The organism is Klebsiella sp. GB_Kp047 (assembly GCF_040065235.1).
GTDB classification, from domain to species: Bacteria; Pseudomonadota; Gammaproteobacteria; order Enterobacterales; family Enterobacteriaceae; genus Klebsiella; species Klebsiella quasipneumoniae.
Genome location: NZ_JBEAJG010000013.1, coordinates 24,200 through 39,712 on the forward strand (window position 1 = coordinate 24,200; position 15,513 = coordinate 39,712).

Here is a 15,513-nt window from a genome sequence, read left to right on the forward strand (position 1 = left end):
CTGGCAGACAAGGGAGGGGAGCTAACGCTGCTTCAGTCCTAAATCCAGCGGCGTCTTGCTGGGTTCGCCGCCGATCTCTCGCGCCAGCTTCGGCACCATATAGCCGGAGATGAGGGTCAACAGTTCACGCATGATTTCACGGGCTTCATCATCGCTGACCATAAAGTGTGCCGCCCCTTGTACCCGGTCCAGCACGTGCAGGTAGTAGGGCATTACCCCGGCATTGAACAGCGCATTGCTGAGATCGGCCAGGGTTTGCGCGTTATCGTTCACCCCGCGCAGCAGCACGCTCTGGTTAAGCAGCGTGACGCCCGCCTGACGCAGCATGGCCATCGCCGCGCGAAACTCGCCGTCAATTTCATTAGCGTGGTTGACGTGGTTAACCAGGATCACCTGCAGCGACGAACGGTGGAAGCGGCTGGCCAGCATCTCGGTGATGCGCGCCGGGATCACGATCGGCAAGCGGCTGTGAATACGCAGACGCTTAACGTGCGGAATGGCTTCCAGCTGGGTCATTAGCCAGTCAAGCTCATGGTCCTTCGCCATCAACGGGTCGCCGCCGGAGAAGATGATTTCATCAAGCTGCGGATGCTCAGCGATATAGTTCATTGCCGTCTGCCAGTTGCGCCTGGTGCCCTGATTTTCGGCATAAGGGAAGTGGCGGCGGAAGCAGTAACGGCAATTGACCGCGCAACCGCCTTTCACCAACAGCAGGGCCCGGTTGCGATATTTGTGCAACAGGCCGGGCACGACGCTGTGCTGTTCTTCCAGCGGATCGGTGGAGTAGCCGGGGGCGACGATAAACTCCTCTTCGGCGGTAAGTACCTGACGAAGCAGCGGATCGTCAGGGTTGCCTTTCTCCATTCGGGCAATAAACGCGCGCGGGACTCGCAGCGGGAACAGGCGTCTGGCCTCATGTCCGGCCAGCAGTTTTTCATCAGCGTCTACATTTAAAAGACGCAGCAGTTCATCAGGACTGGTCACAACATTGGCAAGTTGCGTTATCCAATCTTCTCTGGATGGGGTATTTAGGGTTACAATATGCGCCATTTTGTGGCTTAGCTACCAGTTAAACAATTTCAGAGGGCCTTATGGCGACTTACTATAGCAACGATTTTCGTGCTGGTCTTAAAATCATGTTAGATGGCGAACCTTATGCGGTAGAAGCCAGCGAATTCGTTAAACCAGGTAAAGGTCAGGCGTTTGCGCGCGTTAAGCTGCGCCGTCTGCTGACCGGCACCCGCGTTGAGAAAACCTTCAAATCTACTGATTCTGCAGAAGGCGCGGACGTTGTCGATATGAACCTGACTTACCTGTATAACGACGGTGAGTTCTGGCACTTCATGAACAACGAAACCTTCGAACAGCTGTCTGCTGACGCGAAAGCGATCGGTGACAATGCCAAATGGCTGCTGGATCAGGCTGAGTGCATCGTGACCCTGTGGAACGGCCAGCCGATCGCGGTCACCCCGCCGAACTTCGTTGAGCTGGAAATCGTTGAAACCGACCCAGGTCTGAAAGGCGACACCGCGGGTACCGGTGGTAAACCAGCGACCCTGTCTACTGGCGCTGTGGTTAAAGTGCCGCTGTTCGTCCAGATTGGCGAAGTGATCAAAGTGGATACTCGCTCTGGCGAATACGTATCCCGCGTGAAGTAATTTCACGTCATGATGACTGGCGCAGCCTCTGTGCTGCGCCGCTCTTTCTGTACTGGCACGACGAGCACGACACATGAAGCGCAGCGTAAAACTCCTGGCGTTACTGTTTCTGAGCAGCGCACTGCTGTCTGGCTGCAATACCGCCCGCGGTTTCGGTGAAGATATTCAGGGCCTGGGCCACGCCATCTCTCGCGCTGTAAGCTGACTTCCTTCCGTTTCGCCTGCCGCGCTCGCCTTCCGGTGCGCCTGCTTCCTTCACGAATACTCCTTTTCTCTTAAAAAACGCAAAGATCCCTTCATCTGTGGACGGTTTGTCTATGCTTATAGGGCATGAAAACAAAACTGACACTAAGGATGACATTATGGTGAAAAAAACGATTGCAGCGTTCTTTACGGTTTTGGTCCTCTCTTCAGCACTGACCGCTTGTAACACCACGCGCGGTGTGGGTCAGGATATTTCAGAGGGCGGCAGCGCAATCTCTGGCGCAGCAACCAAAGCTCAGCAATAACAGCCTTCGACGGTACGGTTTTGCGCCGTACCGTTCTTCACTTCCCCCATTCTGTTGGATATACTCACTACGACTTTTCATCCACCTTACGGGACGACCCGTAAGCGTTTCTCATCCGGGGACGGCCCCAGCAAAGGAGCCTTATGTCCTGGATAGTCTTATTTATCGCTGGCCTGCTGGAAGTGGTGTGGGCCGTCGGCCTGAAATATACCCATGGCTTTAGCCGCCTGGTTCCCAGCGTCATCACCATCGTCGCGATGGTCGTCAGCATGGCGCTGCTTTCATGGGCGATGAAAACCCTGCCGGTGGGTACCGCTTACGCCGTCTGGACGGGGATCGGCGCCGTGGGCGCCGCTGTGACCGGTATCGTACTGTTAGGTGAATCCGCCAGCGCTATGCGTATCGCCAGTCTTGTCTGCATCGTGGTCGGCATCATTGGCCTGAAGATCAGCGCGCACTAGTTGTAGCGCTGATTGACCCAGACCAGTTTGCTGATATCAAAACCCTGCCGGGTGGCAATATCCAGCATCTGCTGCCTGACTTCCGGGGCGATGGTGGGGGCTCGCGCCAGTAGCCACAGATAGTCGCGGTCGGGGCCGCAGACCAGCGCGTACCGATACTCCTTATCCAGCGCAATGACGTTATAGCTGCCATAGAAGGGGCCGAAGAAGGAGATCTTCAGCGCGGCGCGGCTGGGTTCGCCGGTAAAATACGCCACCCCGTCCGTTTTCTGCCACATGCCGCGGTCGGGGTTATAGCCTTTATTGACCACGTCCAGACCGCCGTCATCGCGCGGCTGCCAGGCGATCGTGACCTTTTCAAGCCCGCTTTCAAAAGGATGGTCGAAGCGGGCGATTTCGTACCAGGTACCCAGATAGCGCTGAACGTCGAAGGGGGTGACCACGGTGACGCCTGGCGGCGGGGCAGGGGTGCTGCAGGCGACAGACAGGAACGAGACGGCGACCGCGGTGATTATCGGCAGGATACGCATGGTATGCTCCTTGCTGGCTTTTAAGCTAAGTGTAGAGTCCGGCAGGGCAAAGGCGGCAAGATTTTTCTATGAAGCGAGCCCGGTAGCAGAATTGCTGCCGGGCTCTTGCAGGATCAGATAAACAGTACGCCAACCAGAGTAATGACGCTGAGGATCGCCGCCAGACCGTAGAAGACCCATTTGCCGTTTGGCACATGGATTTTCAGGTCGTGCATGGCGTGGTGAATACGATGCAGCCCACACCACAGCGGCAGGACAATCATCAGAAAGATGAACGCGCGGCCGATAAAGCTTTGGGCAAAGGCCAGCACGCGCTCATAGCTGAAGGCGTCGGCGGGGGCGAGCCCCAGCGGCAGCAAAATGCCCACCAGCAGCACCATCACCGGCGCGACAATCGCGCCCCACATGCCGCCAGCGCCAAACAGCCCCCAGAAAACGGGTTCATCGGAACGTTTCGGATTGGGATTAATCATCTCAGCCTCCTTACCAGAACAGGGCGACAAACAGGATCACCACGGTGACCACCGCCGTCACCACCCAGAGACCTTTAATCACCGGCTCTGGCCCCATTTTTTCGCCTTTGATGATGACGTTGGCGGCTTTCGGCGCCAGCTCGAACCAGGTTTTGGTGTGCAGCAGCGCCGCCGCCAGGGTGATCAGATTGAGGATCACCACCACTGGATTTTGCAGGAATCCGATATATCCCGCCCAGCTTTCGGCGCCGTGCTTGAGGGCAAACAGCCCGTAAATCAGCACAATGCTAAACCAGACCGTCGGTACCGCCGTGCCTTCCCGCACCATGTAGAAGCGATAAAACGGCAGCTTTTTCCACCAGGTGGAGGTCATCGGCCGCACGTAGGGTTTGCGTTTCGTCGTCATAATGCACTCCTTAGCGTGGTTTCAGGGTGGCGATAAGAAAGTCTTTCGAACTTTCCACCTTGCCCTGCTGGATCGCGGCCGCCGGGTCGACGTGCTTCGGACACACTTCCGAGCAGTAGCCCACGAAAGTACAGGTCCAGACGCCGTTCTGGCCGTTAAGCTGCGCCATGCGTTCCTTTTTGCCGTGGTCGCGGCTGTCTTCGTTATAGCGGTGGGCGAGGGTGATCGCCGCCGGGCCGATAAACTCCGGATTCAGGCCGAACTGCGGACAGGCGGCATAGCACAGTCCGCAGTTGATACAGCCGGAGAACTGATGGTATTTGGCCATCTGGGCCGGCGTCTGCTTGTTTGGTCCCTGGTCCGGGGTGCGGTTATTGCCGATGATGTACGGCTTAATGGCCTCCAGACTTTCGATAAAGTGGGTCATATCCACCACCAGATCGCGCTCGATCGGGAAGTTGGCCAGCGCTTCAACCTTGATGCCTTTGGTGTAATCCCGCAGGAAGGTTTTACAGGCCAGCTTCGGTACCTTATTGACCATCATGCCGCAGGAGCCGCAGATCGCCATCCGGCAGGACCAGCGGTAGCTCAGGTCGGGCGCCAGGTTGTCTTTAATGTAGCCCAGCGCGTCCAGCAGCGAGGTCTGCTCATCGTAAGGCACGTCATAGAACGCGCTGTGCGGTGCCGTGTCGACCTCCGGGTTGTAACGCACCACTTCGACTTTCAGGTTTTTCATCTCAGCCATGGGTGGTCTCCTTCTTCTCAGCCGCTTCCGCCTCAGCGCCATAAACACGTTTCGCCGGCGGCAGCGTGGTGATCTTCACATCGCCATATTCCAGGCGGGTGGTGCCATCAGCCTCGCGGAAGGCGAGCGTATGTTTGAGGAAGTTGACGTCGTCGCGTTCGGTACAGCCTTCATCCAGACGCTGGTGCGCACCGCGCGATTCTTTACGGGCGATGGCCGAGTGCGCCATACATTCGGCAACGTTTAAACCGTGTCCCAGCTCAATGGTGTAAAGCAGATCGGTGTTGAATACGCTGGAGTTGTCGGTAATGCGCACGCGCTTAAAGCGCTCCTGCAGCTCAGCCAGCTTGTCGATAGTTTTCTGCATCAGCTCTGGCGTCCGGTAGATGCCGCAGCCTTCCTCCATCGAGAGCCCCATTTCGTCGCGGATTTTCGCCCAGTTTTCGTTACCCTCCTGGTTGACGAGATCTTTCAGACGACGCTCCACATCGGCAGCCTGCGCATCGAGGGCGGAGCCGTTCATTTCGCCCGCTTGTGCGGCGCGCCGCATGGCCTGTTCCCCGGCCAGGCGGCCGAAGACCACCAGCTCGGCCAGCGAGTTGGAGCCCAGGCGGTTGGCGCCGTGCAGACCAACGGACGAGCATTCGCCCACGGCAAACAGCCCTTTGATGCGGGTTTCGCACTGTTGATCGGTTTCGATGCCGCCCATGGTGTAGTGCGCGGTCGGGCGTACCGGAATCGGTTCTTTCACCGGGTCGACGCCGACGTAGGCTTTCGCCAGCTCACAGATAAACGGCAGGCGCTCCAGCAGCTTTTTCTCGCCGAGGTGGCGCAGATCGAGGTAGACCACGTCGCCGCGCGGCGTGGGAATGGTGTTCCCTTTCCGCCATTCGTGCCAGAAGGCCTGGGACACTTTGTCGCGCGGGCCCAGCTCCATATATTTGTTCTTCGGTTCGCCGAGCGGGGTTTCCGGGCCCATGCCGTAATCCTGCAGATAGCGATAGCCGTTTTTGTTGACCAGAATCCCGCCTTCACCGCGGCAGCCTTCGGTCATCAGGATCCCGGAACCCGGCAGACCGGTCGGGTGATACTGAACGAACTCCATATCGCGCAGCGGCACGCCGTGGCCCAGCGCCATACCCATCCCGTCACCGGTAACGATGCCGCCGTTGGTGTTGTAGCGATAGACGCGTCCGGCGCCGCCGGTGGCCAGCACCACCGCGTTGGCGCGGATCTGCACCAGCGTGCCTTCCATCATATTCATCGCCACCAGGCCGCGGGCCTGGCCGTCATCGACCAGCAGATCAAGGACGAAATGTTCATCAAAGCGTTGAATTTGGGGAAACTGAAGGGAGGTCTGGAAGAGGGTATGCAGCATGTGGAAGCCGGTTTTATCGGCGGCAAACCAGGTACGTTCGATCTTCATGCCACCGAAGCGCCGGACGTTAACGCTGCCGTCAGGGCGGCGGCTCCACGGGCATCCCCACTGTTCCAGTTGGGTCATTTCCGTCGGGCAGTGGTGAACGAAATAGTCGACGACATCCTGCTCGCACAGCCAGTCGCCTCCGGCGACGGTGTCGTGAAAATGGTACTCAAAGCTATCGTGATCCTGGGCAACGGCTGCGGACCCCCCTTCTGCAGCGACCGTATGGCTGCGCATCGGATAGACTTTAGAAATCAGGGCGATTTTGGCATTGGGGTTGGCCTGGGCGGCGGCGATAGCGGCGCGAAGGCCTGCCCCGCCGGCGCCAATTACGGCGAGATCGGCTTGAAAAGTGTGCACGACATTCCTCCAGTTTTAGTGTATTTCGCCGCCGGGCTGGCGAAAAAGTATCACTGCTCCTTTATAGGTACAGGAGTATAGCCGTAGGGTCAGTATGGAAAATTGACGTGTTCGATTTTTTTATCGATATGTGCGGTTATTTATCAGTGATATTTATGCATTTAGGTTAACGATAGATTAATGGCATGTAATCTGCCGGGGATTGCACAAAATTTGTTTCACTCGCCGGTTGCGAGTAGACTTCGTGCCCTTGTTTGCAATCGGAGAAAGTACCATGAGCGAGACGGCAACCTGGCAGCCGAGCGCACCCATTCCCAATCTGTTGAAACGCGCGGCGGTGATGGCGGAAATCCGCCGGTTCTTTACCGATCGCGGCGTGCTGGAGGTGGAGACGCCTTGCATGAGTCAGGCGACGGTAACGGATATCCATTTGTTCCCGTTTGAAACCCGTTTCGTCGGCCCGGGCCACTCACAGGGACTCAATCTGTACCTGATGACCAGTCCGGAATACCATATGAAGCGCCTGCTGGCGGCGGGCTGCGGCCCGGTTTTCCAGCTTTGCCGCAGCTTCCGTAATGAAGAGATGGGGCGGCATCACAATCCGGAATTCACCATGCTGGAGTGGTATCGTCCGTGCTATGACATGTATCGTCTGATCAACGAGGTGGACGATCTGCTGCAGCAGGTGCTGGAGTGCCAGCCGGCGGAAAGCCTCTCCTATCAGCAGGCGTTCCAGCGTCATCTGGATATTGACCCGCTCTCTGCCGATAAAGCGCAGCTGCGCGAAGTCGCGGCGAAGCTGGATCTGAGCAATATCGCCGATACTGAAGAAGATCGCGACACGCTGCTGCAACTGCTGTTCACCATGGGCGTGGAGCCGCACATCGGCAAAGATCGGCCGACGTTCATTTATCATTTCCCGGCGACTCAGGCCTCTTTAGCGCAGATCAGCCCGGAAGATCATCGGGTCGCTGAGCGCTTCGAGGTCTATTACAAAGGAATTGAGCTGGCGAATGGTTTCCACGAGCTGACCGACGCCCATGAGCAGCGCCTGCGCTTTGAGCAGGACAATCGCAAGCGGGCCGCGCGCGGCCTCCCGCAGCAGCCCATCGATAACAACCTGCTGGCGGCGCTGGAGGCAGGTCTGCCGGACTGCTCCGGCGTGGCATTGGGCGTTGATCGCGTGGTGATGCTGGCGCTGGGCGCTGAAAGCATCGGCGAAGTGATCGCCTTTACGGTCGACCGCGCCTGATGGCGCTGTCACCTCCTGCCGCCAGTGGGCGGGGGAGGTGACAGGTCTGCCCTGATTCCCCCTCCCTCATGCTATCCCGGCTTTCGCCCGAATATCCACAATCTCCTTCGGTGCTCTTGCTACTATCCGCGCTCGTTTTATGAGGCCAGTCGACGCTGCTGGCGACCGGCGTGGTGCTACTGGTGGTGACTTTCGCCAATATCTTCACCATTATTCAGCCGGTCATCGACAGCGGGGACTGGAACAGCACGCTGTGGATGGTCGGCGGGCCGATCTTCTTCTCGCTGCTGGCGTTGGCCATTTACGAAAGCTACCGTCGGCGCCTGGCGTCCGGTGTGCTGGTAATGGAGAGCTAGAAAGCCTGCCCGGCGCCGCCGCCGGGCAGGGTATGGCCTACAGGCTGCCAGCCGTACGTCGGCTGGTTTTCCCGGCCGAGGTCATGGTTTTACTGCTTTGCCTGCCGTCGATACTTTCCAGCCGCATCTGGAACGGAGGGAACGGCATATCAATGCCATGCTCGCGGAAGCCCGCCAGGATCAGCTGATGCATCTCATGGCGTAGCGGCATGCGGTGCCCCATCTCGGCGGCAAAAATACGCAGCTCGAAAATCTGGATCCCCTGCTGCAGGTCGACGAGAAACGCCTCCGGCGCCGGGGTATCGATGACCAGCGAACAGCGATGCGCCGCGGCGATGAGGATCTTGGTCACCTCGTCGGTATCGGCGTCCACAGGCGCCGGCACCGTCAACACCACGCGGGTGACCGAGTCCGACAGCGACCAGTTGATAAACTGTTCGGTGATGAACGCCTTGTTCGGCACGATAATCTCTTTCCGGTCCCAGTCGCTGATGGTGGTGGCGCGGGTATTGATGCGGGTGACGCTGCCCGTCAGGTCGCGGATGGTGACCGTATCGCCGATGCGGATCGGTTTTTCAAACAGGATAATCAGGCCGGAGATAAAGTTAGCGAAGATCTCCTGCAGGCCAAACCCGAGACCCACACCCAGCGCGGCGACCAGCCACTGCAGCTTCGACCACTCAATGCCGATCATCGAGAAGCCCACCAGCCCACCGATCAGCATCAGCAAATACTTGGTGATGGTGGTGATGGCGTAGCCGGTGCCGGGCGTTAAATCGAGGTGCTGGAGGATCGCCAGCTCCAGCAGCGCCGGCAGGTTGCGCACCAGCTGAGTGGTGATGATCAGCACCAGAATGGCAATCAGCACCGCGCCAAGGGTGATGGGCTCGAGGCTTTCCACTCCTTGTACCGTTGAGGTAACGTCCCACAGCGAGATATTCTCAAGGAAGCCAAACGCCGAGTGAATTTCCGACCACAGCACGATGACCGACAGCAGCGCGATCAGCATCAGCAGGGAACGCACAAGGCGCAGCGACTGGGTACTGATGGCATCGAGATCGACCTCGCTGACCTCCGTCTCCACCGACCCTTCCGGGCTGCTGACGTGAACAGGCTCATCTTCGCCGCGGGCGCGCTGGGCGAGAATTTCCGCGCGACGATGGCGGGCCCGGTCGAAGGCCAGCCGGCGGCGCTGGATCAGCATCCAGCGGCGGATGATGTGATAGACCACCAGCAGCAGGAACCAGATGGCGACGGAAGTTTCCAGACGCGCCAGCAGCGCCTGGGCGGTGGCGAGATAACCGACGGCCGCCGCCAGCATGGCCACCAGCGGCGCGCCAAGCATCAGGTTCCACAGCAGGCGGTTCACCATATTGTCGCCATTCCCCTCTTTATCCAGATAGAGCGGGATACCGGCGTGCTTAAGACTCAGAGTGACCACCGCCAGCGCGCCGCAGATCAGCAGGAAGCACAGGCGGCCCAGCGAAGCGGAGAACTCGCGGTCGTTAAGATTATCGAACATGATCAGCGCCATAATCAGCGGCACAATCAGCCCGATGCTCATCAGGTAGTAGCGCATCGCTTTCGCCACTCGGCTACGCGGCCAGCCGAAGTGGGCGATAAACAGTCCGTTTGGCCGGGCGAAGGTGGCGCAGATCATCACCACCCACAACAGAGGCACCGTCGCGGTGACCCCATCGCCAATCGCCACCGCCAGCGGGAATGGCCAGGCGGACTGCAGACCATAGCCGAGCGTCATCCATAGCACCGGCAGCGGCGAAGCCACCAGTATCGACCAGAAGACCGTACGCAGCGTCAGCCAGAAGTGATCCTGGGTGACTTTCCCCACCCGAGCGCTGGAGCGCTCAAGGAAGCGGGTGAAATGGCGCCGCGAGCTGATGCTGAAGCCAACCAGCAGCAGGGCGGCAAACAGCGGTAGCAGGGTCTCTTTGCTGGTGAGCATCATCGCGCTGGCTTTACCCAGTTCGCTGATGGTATCCAGGGAGATCAGGCGCCGCAGATCCTGGACGATTTCCAGCGGCCAGGAGAAGCCGATGGGGCTGACGTCCGAAGTCCAGAACAGATAGCGGTGGGTGGCTTCGTTGATCTCCTTCAGCGCGTCTTCCAGCTGGCCGTTGGCGACCTTCAGCTTAGTGAGCTCCAGCATCAGGGTATCGCCGCCGCGCAGCAGCGAGTTCAACAGCTCGTTCTGCGTGCGCAGCTGCGCCTGCAGGATCTTGTTCTGCTCGCTGGTCAGCGGTTCGCCGTCGGCCTGGCGGATCTGCCGCAGCTGCGGCTGCTTACTGAGTAAATCCTCAAAGCGCAGACGCTGCACGCGCAGCTGCGCCATCTCCGTATCCAGCTGCTGCGGGCGAGGGCGCTCCGGCAGCCGCGCCACCTGGGCGCGCAGGGCTTCGCCCAGCAGATTAGAGGAGCCCAGCCACTGCGACTGCTCGCGCAGGGTGTTTAACGCCTGGCGCACCTGCAGCGTTTGATTCGTCGCCTGCCGCTGCTGGGACGCCACCAGATCCATACGCTGCGCCTGCTGGTTCAGCGCCTGGGAGAGTTCGCGGTTGACTTTAAACTGGGCGGTGATGTCCGGCGGCAGGTTTTCACTGTTCTCCGCCAGCAGTTCGGTACTCTCCAGTGCTTTTTCCGCCTCACGCTGGCGCTGGTTGTTCTGCAGATTACGCAGCGCCTGCAGATAGGCATCCAGCTGCTCGCTCTGCTTTTGCGCCAGTTCAGAACGGGCGCGCGACAGCTCCTGGCGGTTATTGGCGGAGAGCTGGGCGAGGTCGAGTTCATCCACCAGCGCCTTCAGGCGCGCCGATTCCGCCTGCAGGGCAAGATTTTGCGCCTGGGCGAGAGCATTGTTGCCGGTTTGCGTGCCGATGCGGCGCTCAACCTCATTGAGCTGACGCCGGGCGTCGGTTTGCTGCTGCGGCAGCTGGTTCAGGGAGTCGGCGATTTCACGCGCGCGATCCTGCTCCTGTTGCGCCTGACGGCTTGACTCCAGCAGCTGGCTGCTGACCTGGAGGATCTCCTGGTTCAGCGCATCGGCGGTCAGGCCGACTGGCACCTGGCGCGGCTCTTCGCTCAGATTGTTGAGCTGGGCGCGCAGGCTTTGAAACAGTTTGGGGAAATTGTCGATAACGTCCTGATACTGACGGGCGCGCTCGAGAGACGATTTTCGCTCCTCAAGCGCGTTCAGGGCGGACTGCAGAACTTCAACGGTTTCAGGCTGGGCGGGCTTTGCCGCCTTCGCCTGTTCCAGTTCCTGGGTTATCTGTTTAGCATCCGGGGCTGTCGCAGCGTACGCCCCGAAACTGAGGCTCAAGGCCAACAGGAAAGTGTATATCAGGCGCACGGCATAACCCTTTTGCTGAAGAATTAACCTTGGTCTTGTTTATCGTCAACCAGCGGGCTGGCGCGATGTTCGGCGCGGATCTCTTCTTCCGGTAACGGCGCCGGTTCAGCGGCGGTGGTTGCTTCCACCGTTGTCGCCAGCGGTTGGCCGATTTTAGTCACGGACAGGCTTTGCAGCGTGTCGACCAGCTTCACCTGGCCCGGGGCAAACAGGTTGATCACGGTGGAGCCCAGTTTGAAGCGGCCCATCTCCTGGCCTTTCAGCAGGGCGACGGAGCCTTCGCTGTCGCCAGCGGGCCAGGTCCAGCGTTTAATAATGCCTTCGCGCGGCGGGGTTACGGTGCCGGACCACACGGTCTCGATGCTGCCGACGATAGTCGCGCCCACCAGAATTTGCGCCATCGGGCCAAACTCAGTATCAAACAGGCAGATGACGCGCTCGTTACGGGCGAACAGGTTCGGCACGTTCTGCGCCGTCAGATGGTTAACGGAGAACAGGTCGCCAGGAACGTAGATCATTTCGCGCAGGATGCCGTTGCACGGCATGTGCACGCGGTGATAGTCGCGCGGCGACAGATAGGTGGTGGCGAAGCTGCCGTTACGGAACAGGTCGGCCATCTGATAGTTGCCGGCCAGCAGGGCTTCCAGGCTGTAGTTGTGGCCCTTGGCCTGCAGAATTTTGTCGTCTTCAATCGCGCCAAGCTGGCTGATTACGCCGTCGGCCGGCATCACCAGCACGTTAGGATCGGTATTCAGCGGGCGAACGTCGTCGCGCAGCGGGCGTACAAAGAAATCGTTGAAGGTGCGATAGGCCGCGGTATCCGGCTTCTGCGCCTCTTTCATATCGACCTTGTAGTATTTCACGAACAGATCGATGACCAGCTTCGTCAGCCAACCTGCGCGTTTGCTCGCACCCCAGCCTGCGAGGCGGGTGAGCCACAGTTTAGGCAGAATGTATTGCAGTGAAAGTTTAAGATCGTTTAACAAAGTAGCCTCCAGGCCATGATATGTCGTTCCTGACCCCGCCCGCGGGCGGGGACCTGAAAAAAGGGGGACGATTCTATACGTAAAACTCGCTAAATGGCATCCGCGTAAGCTGCGTCATCACCGCTGCCCGGCAGCGCCTGACGTGACACTCAGCTTAATGGTCAGTCATCGGACGAGGAAAAGTTTTTACGCGTTTTTACCTGTACCTGCGCCATGCTTTCCAGGATGCGGTGGTAGTTCTCGAAACGGCTCTCGGCGATCTTGCCGTTCTCTACCGCTTCACGAAGCGCACAGCCAGGATCGGTATCGTGTTTACAGTCGCGATATTTGCAACGGCCTAAATAATCATGGAATTCGACAAAGCCGTTGGTGATTTGTTCCGCTTCCAGATGCCACAGGCCGAACTCACGTACTCCCGGTGAATCAATCACATCACCGCCGTGCGGGAAGTGGTAGAGGCGCGCCGCGGTGGTGGTGTGCTGGCCTAAGCCGGAAACGTCCGAGACATCATTAGTGAGGATCTGATCCTCATTCAGCCCCAGCAGGGCGTTCAGCAGGCTCGATTTACCCACCCCGGACTGCCCGGCAAAGATGCTGATGCGGTCGGTCAGGGCCGCTTCCAGCGGCTTGAGGCCGTCCTGAGTACGGCTGGAGACCAGCAGCACGCGGTAACCGATGTGGCGGTAGATGTCCATTTGTTCATTGACGAAGCGCAGGCCATCGTCATCCAGCAGATCGATTTTGTTCAGGACGATTAACGGCTCGATATCCTGCGCCTCGCAGGCCACCAGATAGCGATCGATAATATTCAGCGATAGCTCAGGCAGGATCGCGGAAACCACCACGATCTGGTCGATATTGGCGGCGATAGGCTTCACGCCGTCGTAAAAATCCGGACGCGTCAGGACGGAGGCGCGATCGTGAACCGCTTCGACGATCCCTTTGACGCTTACGCCGTCGGCAGCGTCTTTACCCGGCCGCCAGACCACGCGGTCGCCGGTGACCAGCGAACGGATCGTCCGGCGGATATTGCAGCGATGCACGCTGCCGTCAGCGGATTCGACGTCGGCATGCATGCCAAAGCGACTAATGACAATGCCTTCCGACGGGTCGCCAAACAGGTTGTCATCGTAGTCGGCCTTCTCCGCAGTGGTTTTCAGACGGCGCTGGTGGTTGGCTTTGACGCGGCGCTGCTGGCCTTTGGAGAGTTTATTTTTACTCAATCGAACTGGCTCCTGGTCGCCCTGATGGGGCAAAACCTCTATGATACACGCTATTTTAGATGAATATAGTCACGCAAGAAGGGTGGAAAATAGCATGAGTGCAAATGAAAACAACCTCATTTGGATCGATCTTGAGATGACAGGGCTGGATCCGGAGCGCGATCGCATTATCGAAATCGCCACCCTGGTGACCGATGCCAACCTGAACATTCTGGCCGAGGGGCCGACCATCGCGGTGCATCAATCAGATGCCCAGCTGGCGCTGATGGACGAGTGGAATGTGCGGACGCATACCGGCAGCGGGCTGGTGGATCGCGTGAAGGCCAGCGCCGTCAGCGAGCACGACGCCGAACTGGCGACCATTGAGTTTCTTAAGCAGTGGGTGCCGGCGGGCAAGTCGCCGATCTGTGGCAACAGCATCGGCCAGGATCGTCGCTTCCTGTTTAAGTACATGCCGCAACTGGAAGCCTATTTCCACTATCGCTATCTGGACGTTAGCACGCTGAAAGAGCTGGCGCGTCGCTGGAAGCCGGAAATTCTCGACGGCTTTAAAAAGCAGGGTACCCATCAGGCAATGGACGATATCCGCGAGTCAGTCGCCGAGCTGGCTTACTACCGCGAGCATTTCATTAAGCTGTAAACCGCGACCGGGCCCTGTGCGCGGCCCGGTACACCTTTCTGCGTTATTTAAACCACTTCTGCTGCATCTGCTGGAAGTCAGGTGTCGCCATGACCGCGGTCAGGGCATCGTTGATCGCATTCAGCAGCTCCGGATCGTCTTTGCGCACCGCAATCGCATACTGCTTACCGTAATAAGCCGGGTCGGTGGCACGTTCATCCATGATGGCGTAGTCAGGGTTCTCCTGCTGCCAGGCGTCGAGGGTGGCGAAGTCGCCCATGACGCCGGTTATTTGCCCGGCCTTCAGCGCGGCCAGGGCGCTGGCGACGTCGTCGTAAGGAACAGCCTGTACGGCTTTCTGTTTATCACGCAGATAGTGTTGATGCAGTGTGCCTTTCACCACGCCGACTTTTTTGGCTTTCAGGTCGGCAAAGGTATGGGCGACATCTTTGTTGACGATCACCACCCCGGAGAGCGCCTGGCGATAGGGACGGCTGAAGGCGACCTGCTTCTCACGCATCGGGATCACTTCCATGCCGGCAATCACCGCGTCAAATTTCTTGAAGCGTAAAGCCGGGATCAGCGTATCGAAACGCTGCGCCGTGAACTGGCACTGCGCCTGCATCTGCTGGCACAGGGCCTGGGCAAGATCGATATCGAAGCCGACAGGCTGATTTTTGCCGTTGGCGGTGACAAACGGCGGATTGGCCGTGCTGGTGCCAAAATGGAGCGTCTCGGCTGACGCGGTTCCGATGGCCAGCGTGCTCAGCAGCAGGACGGTGAGGACTTTTCTCATGCTAATTCCCTGTTTGGCGGCGTGGTGGCCTCGTTTTACGTCGCGCCACCGCTGTATGATGCGAGCGATTTTGCGTCATTCAGGCGGGCGGAAAAAGCGATTTTGCCCGAAATGACGCTTATTTATACAATTCAGCGGCGTAGGTGGCGAGAAAATATCCATTTAAACAAAAAACGCAAAAAAGTGATGAACAGGGGGTTGCAGGGGCATCGAATTCTCGTATAATGCGCCTCCCGTAACGACGCAGAAATGCAAATTACGACGCCATCGAAATATGGCAAAAAATGCAGTAACGCGGGAATAGCTCAGTTGGTAGAGCACGACCTTGCCAAGGTCGGGGTCGCGAGTT

17 protein-coding genes and 1 pseudogene are annotated in these 15,513 nt (G+C 58.6%); 7 read left to right on the forward strand and 11 right to left on the reverse strand.

What is annotated here, in order from left to right; genetic code table 11:
- Positions 1-21: 21 nt before the first annotated feature.
- Entirely contained in the window at positions 22-1,050 is a 1,029-nt protein-coding gene (gene epmB, locus ABLV76_RS07655; RefSeq protein WP_004206420.1) for an EF-P beta-lysylation protein EpmB, read from the reverse strand.
- 41 nt (positions 1,051-1,091) lie between these two features.
- On the opposite strand from epmB, the gene efp reads away from it, so the two are divergent.
- From efp to sugE, 4 genes are all read left to right on the forward strand, one after another.
- A complete protein-coding gene (gene efp, locus ABLV76_RS07660; RefSeq protein WP_004206421.1) occupies positions 1,092-1,658 on the forward strand; it encodes an elongation factor P in 567 nt (188 codons plus the stop codon).
- A gap of 73 nt (positions 1,659-1,731) precedes the next feature.
- Positions 1,732-1,863 (forward strand): entericidin A/B family lipoprotein, encoded by a 132-nt coding sequence (locus ABLV76_RS07665; protein ID WP_004206422.1) that lies wholly within the window; start codon positions 1,732-1,734, stop codon positions 1,861-1,863.
- Between the two features lie 157 nt (positions 1,864-2,020).
- The gene (gene ecnB, locus ABLV76_RS07670; protein WP_004206423.1) at positions 2,021-2,167 is read left to right on the forward strand and encodes a lipoprotein toxin entericidin B; all 147 of its coding nucleotides are present in this window, start codon (positions 2,021-2,023) and stop codon (positions 2,165-2,167) included.
- Positions 2,168-2,310: 143 nt separating this feature from the next.
- Positions 2,311-2,628, forward strand: a complete 318-nt coding sequence (sugE, locus tag ABLV76_RS07675; protein WP_004206425.1) for a quaternary ammonium compound efflux SMR transporter SugE — start codon at positions 2,311-2,313, stop codon at positions 2,626-2,628.
- On the opposite strand, the gene ABLV76_RS07680 is transcribed toward sugE, so the two are convergent.
- The 5 genes from ABLV76_RS07680 to frdA form a co-directional block, all read right to left on the reverse strand.
- On the reverse strand, positions 2,625-3,158 hold the full coding sequence (locus tag ABLV76_RS07680; protein ID WP_004206426.1) for a lipocalin family protein: 534 nt from the start codon (positions 3,156-3,158) through the stop codon (positions 2,625-2,627). The two genes, sugE and ABLV76_RS07680, sit on opposite strands and share 4 nt — an antisense overlap.
- 113 nt (positions 3,159-3,271) lie before the next feature.
- Positions 3,272-3,631, reverse strand: a complete 360-nt coding sequence (gene frdD, locus ABLV76_RS07685) for a fumarate reductase subunit FrdD (RefSeq protein WP_002885526.1) — start codon at positions 3,629-3,631, stop codon at positions 3,272-3,274.
- Positions 3,632-3,641: 10 nt separating this feature from the next.
- Positions 3,642-4,037, reverse strand: coding sequence for a fumarate reductase subunit FrdC (gene frdC / locus ABLV76_RS07690; protein ID WP_002885530.1), 396 nt, complete (start codon positions 4,035-4,037; stop codon positions 3,642-3,644).
- A 10-nt stretch (positions 4,038-4,047) separates the two neighbouring features.
- The gene (frdB, locus tag ABLV76_RS07695) at positions 4,048-4,782 is read right to left on the reverse strand and encodes a fumarate reductase iron-sulfur protein (RefSeq protein WP_004177729.1); all 735 of its coding nucleotides are present in this window, start codon (positions 4,780-4,782) and stop codon (positions 4,048-4,050) included.
- Positions 4,775-6,565 carry a fumarate reductase (quinol) flavoprotein subunit gene (frdA, locus tag ABLV76_RS07700; RefSeq protein ID WP_017900930.1) on the reverse strand — a complete coding sequence of 597 codons (1,791 nt, stop codon included), beginning with the start codon at positions 6,563-6,565 and terminating at the stop codon, positions 4,775-4,777. Before frdA ends, frdB begins: the two co-directional genes overlap by 8 nt.
- A 274-nt stretch (positions 6,566-6,839) precedes the next feature.
- On the opposite strand from frdA, the gene epmA reads away from it, so the two are divergent.
- Entirely contained in the window at positions 6,840-7,817 is a 978-nt protein-coding gene (gene epmA, locus ABLV76_RS07705) for an elongation factor P--(R)-beta-lysine ligase (RefSeq protein ID WP_004206428.1), read from the forward strand.
- A 149-nt stretch (positions 7,818-7,966) separates the two neighbouring features.
- Positions 7,967-8,173: pseudogene (locus ABLV76_RS07710) on the forward strand (glutamate/gamma-aminobutyrate family transporter YjeM); the annotation flags it as partial.
- Between the two features lie 37 nt (positions 8,174-8,210).
- Here the strand turns inward: ABLV76_RS07710 and mscM are convergent.
- The 3 genes from mscM to rsgA form a co-directional block, all read right to left on the reverse strand.
- Complete coding sequence (gene mscM / locus ABLV76_RS07715) at positions 8,211-11,540, reverse strand: miniconductance mechanosensitive channel MscM (RefSeq protein WP_348878267.1); 3,330 nt, start codon at positions 11,538-11,540, stop codon at positions 8,211-8,213.
- A gap of 23 nt (positions 11,541-11,563) precedes the next feature.
- Positions 11,564-12,526: an archaetidylserine decarboxylase gene (gene asd, locus ABLV76_RS07720; protein ID WP_017900928.1), complete on the reverse strand. Its 963-nt coding sequence runs from the start codon at positions 12,524-12,526 to the stop codon at positions 11,564-11,566.
- Positions 12,527-12,687: 161 nt separating this feature from the next.
- Positions 12,688-13,749, reverse strand: a complete 1,062-nt coding sequence (rsgA, locus tag ABLV76_RS07725) for a small ribosomal subunit biogenesis GTPase RsgA (protein ID WP_017900927.1) — start codon at positions 13,747-13,749, stop codon at positions 12,688-12,690.
- 94 nt (positions 13,750-13,843) lie between these two features.
- On the opposite strand from rsgA, the gene orn reads away from it, so the two are divergent.
- The gene (gene orn / locus ABLV76_RS07730; RefSeq protein ID WP_004206435.1) at positions 13,844-14,389 is read left to right on the forward strand and encodes an oligoribonuclease; all 546 of its coding nucleotides are present in this window, start codon (positions 13,844-13,846) and stop codon (positions 14,387-14,389) included.
- Between the two features lie 43 nt (positions 14,390-14,432).
- Here the strand turns inward: orn and ABLV76_RS07735 are convergent, their stop codons facing one another.
- Together ABLV76_RS07735 and ABLV76_RS07740 are read right to left on the reverse strand one after the other, a co-directional pair.
- The gene (locus ABLV76_RS07735) at positions 14,433-15,164 is read right to left on the reverse strand and encodes a transporter substrate-binding domain-containing protein (RefSeq protein ID WP_004206436.1); all 732 of its coding nucleotides are present in this window, start codon (positions 15,162-15,164) and stop codon (positions 14,433-14,435) included.
- Positions 15,165-15,326: 162 nt separating this feature from the next.
- Positions 15,327-15,513, reverse strand: a 187-nt coding sequence (locus tag ABLV76_RS07740; RefSeq protein WP_205416085.1) for a hypothetical protein, incomplete at its 5' end; no start/stop codon positions are given.

Bases quoted from the DNA above. Each gene is read 5' to 3' on its own strand.
- ABLV76_RS07665 (WP_004206422.1), top strand. From the start codon at position 1,732: ATGAAGCGCAGCGTAAAACTCCTGGCGTTACTGTTTCTGAGCAGCGCA.
- frdC (WP_002885530.1), bottom strand. From the start codon at position 4,037: ATGACGACGAAACGCAAACCCTACGTGCGGCCGATGACCTCCACCTGG.
- epmA (WP_004206428.1), top strand. From the start codon at position 6,840: ATGAGCGAGACGGCAACCTGGCAGCCGAGCGCACCCATTCCCAATCTG.
- ABLV76_RS07680 (WP_004206426.1), bottom strand. From the start codon at position 3,158: ATGCGTATCCTGCCGATAATCACCGCGGTCGCCGTCTCGTTCCTGTCT.
- ecnB (WP_004206423.1), top strand. From the start codon at position 2,021: ATGGTGAAAAAAACGATTGCAGCGTTCTTTACGGTTTTGGTCCTCTCT.
- orn (WP_004206435.1), top strand. From the start codon at position 13,844: ATGAGTGCAAATGAAAACAACCTCATTTGGATCGATCTTGAGATGACA.
- sugE (WP_004206425.1), top strand. From the start codon at position 2,311: ATGTCCTGGATAGTCTTATTTATCGCTGGCCTGCTGGAAGTGGTGTGG.
- frdB (WP_004177729.1), bottom strand. From the start codon at position 4,782: ATGGCTGAGATGAAAAACCTGAAAGTCGAAGTGGTGCGTTACAACCCG.
- efp (WP_004206421.1), top strand. From the start codon at position 1,092: ATGGCGACTTACTATAGCAACGATTTTCGTGCTGGTCTTAAAATCATG.
- ABLV76_RS07735 (WP_004206436.1), bottom strand. From the start codon at position 15,164: ATGAGAAAAGTCCTCACCGTCCTGCTGCTGAGCACGCTGGCCATCGGA.
- frdD (WP_002885526.1), bottom strand. From the start codon at position 3,631: ATGATTAATCCCAATCCGAAACGTTCCGATGAACCCGTTTTCTGGGGG.
- epmB (WP_004206420.1), bottom strand. From the start codon at position 1,050: ATGGCGCATATTGTAACCCTAAATACCCCATCCAGAGAAGATTGGATA.